Here is a 2,400-nt window from a genome sequence, read left to right as displayed (position 1 = left end):
ACCGGCCAGCGGCTTCTGGAAAACGCTGCAATCAAAGGCCTGACAGAAGACCGCGCTCGATCACCTGTTCACCGGTTCAAAAACTTCTTGCCTCACGGGCGGCAACCACAGAGGGCTCTTAGACTCCATCACGATGCGTAAAAAGGAATAACCCATCCAGATCGCATCCATTGAGCTTTACTCGTGCTCACGCACTTCATATCCACAACATCTGGATTGCAATCGAAATGCTTGGATGATTCCGATCGATTTTTGGTTTGATGGGAGGTTTGGATGAATTCGGTTGACGCAATAATATTTGGAATAATTCAAGGATTGACCGAGTTCCTTCCAATTTCATCGAGCGCCCATCTAAGGATAGCTGGAACGTTCTTGTCATCTGGTGATCCAGGCGCTGCTTTCACGGCTGTCGTGCAGATCGGGACGGAAGCTGCCGTTCTATTATATTTCCGGCAAGATATTTGGAGGATTGTACGAGCCTGGCTTTCGCAGCCCTGGTCATCGACCAATATGAGAAGTCAAGACGCTCGACTGGGATGGCTCATCATTTTAGGGACATTGCCAATCGCGATTTTCGGGGTCTTATTCAAAGATGCAATTGAAGGCACTATGCGGAGCCTTTACATCACTGCATCGATGCTGGTATTTTTTGGATTATTGTTGGGGGCTGGTGAATTCTACGGACGTAAAGCACTGACTCTTGATCAACTATCCGCTCGTGACGGCTTTATCCTTGGTCTCGCTCAAGCCTTAGCACTCATTCCTGGCGTATCTCGCTCCGGCGGCACGATCACGGCCGGTCTATTTCTGGGGTATACGAAGGATACGATTGCGCGTTACTCTTTCCTATTGGCCATCCCAGCTGTGTTTGCCGCTGGGTTTTTTCAACTAATTTCAAAGTGGAACACATTTTCGTCTTCTGCTGCAATTCCTACTATTATTGCAACTATAGTATCATTTGTAACAGGATATTGCGCCATAATCGTTTTTCTTAAATTAGTATCCACAAAGGGCTATAGATTATTTGTTTATTATCGATTATTTGCAGGTGCATTTTTAATGATATTATTATCTACCGGTATTATTGAGCCGCAATAAAAATTAAGGTAAATGGTACAATACTATAATCCATATACTATAAACTTAACTGATATGATCATGTGACTAGATTATATTTCACATTTACAGAAATCGACGCGGGCGCTGTTCCATCACCCAATGGCCCAACATCTCATAAGGCAGTGATTGGTTGAAGGCTAATCCAGCCCTTCTGTCATTCCGCCAAACAACCCGAGCCTGCAGCGTCGGAAGATTTTCGACTTTCAAAGTCACGCGCTGGTGTACCAAAGGCAGAGGGTGGGCTTCGATGCATACACCTGTCTGAGAAATATTAATGACTTCCCCTGCGGCCGAGGACTCGTCCCATTTCATCGTTGCTGCGGCAATGATATCGAGGCGAGGATGGCGGGGAAACTGTCCTGCCCTGATCGATTCTGCTCCCGAGCCGACTAATTGCGATATGTCGATTTCATGATCAAAGCGAATGCCGGCCGTTAAACCGTCGGCCCAAATCGTTGAGCCGTCGACCGTAATCCCGCTTCTAAATTCAATGCGTAGTCGCTTGTCTACTGCAAGCGATCGCAATGCATAAACTTTGGCACCACCTGCTGATATATTTTTAACAAGGCAAAGCATTTGGTCACGTTCTGTGACAAGTTTACCAATCTGAAGAACAGAAATATTTCGCGCCGACTTTCTTCTGTTCTCGTTTTCAGGACTTTCTTGTGCATTATCATCGATTTGTTTATTTTGGTCTAAAGAAGGGTTCTCGCTATGCTTATATTGTGTCATATATTTCCCCTATACATGATATTGCAGGCAACTATATAATGAAATTTTGATTTCCATAATGGAATAAAACGAATACATAATATCAATATTATTGGACTTTCATATCTGATAATATGAAAGTGGTATTAGGCATTTTAGAGCGAGTATTATCGTATAAGTCTATGATAAAGCTTGTAAATATATTTATTAACTGTCCTTAATTCTAACGTCGTTGCGAATTTACCTCTTTGGCAGCAGCAATGCAATTGACAATCGTTGCCATTAGCGGGTGACTTGCCGCTTCGGTTTTTGGCGTTTTTCGGGGGCGTGCGCGCCGTTGTCGCTTCAAGCGAGAACGGCGTTGCGGTATGTTATCATCGCGGTGGTTCGAGTGGCTTGATTGGTCTATTGAAATTCTGATCTGCGGATATCTGGGGTACGGCCCAAACCCAACTTGAACAGCGCTTTCACAAAAGCCGTTTATGTTCAATGGCATGCGCGCGCCGGCGCAAGTGTTACCACTACATTTTTTGGGGTCGGTTGAGCTTGCAGAGGCTCAGGTTTGCGGCG

At 45.0% G+C, this 2,400-nt stretch carries 2 protein-coding genes; one reads left to right on the top strand and one right to left on the bottom strand.

Annotated elements, in window-relative coordinates:
- The first annotated feature begins 273 nt into the window (after window positions 1-273).
- Complete coding sequence (locus HHL08_RS25135; protein WP_169575572.1) at window positions 274-1,098, top strand: undecaprenyl-diphosphate phosphatase; 825 nt, start codon at window positions 274-276, stop codon at window positions 1,096-1,098.
- Window positions 1,099-1,182: 84 nt separating this feature from the next.
- Here HHL08_RS25135 and HHL08_RS25130 read toward each other — a convergent pair whose 3' ends face one another.
- Window positions 1,183-1,851, bottom strand: coding sequence for a PilZ domain-containing protein (locus HHL08_RS25130; RefSeq protein WP_169575571.1), 669 nt, complete (start codon window positions 1,849-1,851; stop codon window positions 1,183-1,185).
- Window positions 1,852-2,400 lie beyond the last annotated feature (549 nt).

It is taken from the genome of Sphingobium psychrophilum (assembly GCF_012927105.1).
GTDB classification, from domain to species: Bacteria; Pseudomonadota; Alphaproteobacteria; order Sphingomonadales; family Sphingomonadaceae; genus Sphingobium; species Sphingobium psychrophilum.
Note: the sequence above shows the minus strand (reverse complement) of the source record. Positions and strands in the feature narration are given on the sequence as shown.

Bases quoted from the DNA above. Each gene is read 5' to 3' on its own strand.
- HHL08_RS25135 (WP_169575572.1), top strand. From the start codon at position 274: ATGAATTCGGTTGACGCAATAATATTTGGAATAATTCAAGGATTGACC.
- HHL08_RS25130 (WP_169575571.1), bottom strand. From the start codon at position 1,851: ATGACACAATATAAGCATAGCGAGAACCCTTCTTTAGACCAAAATAAA.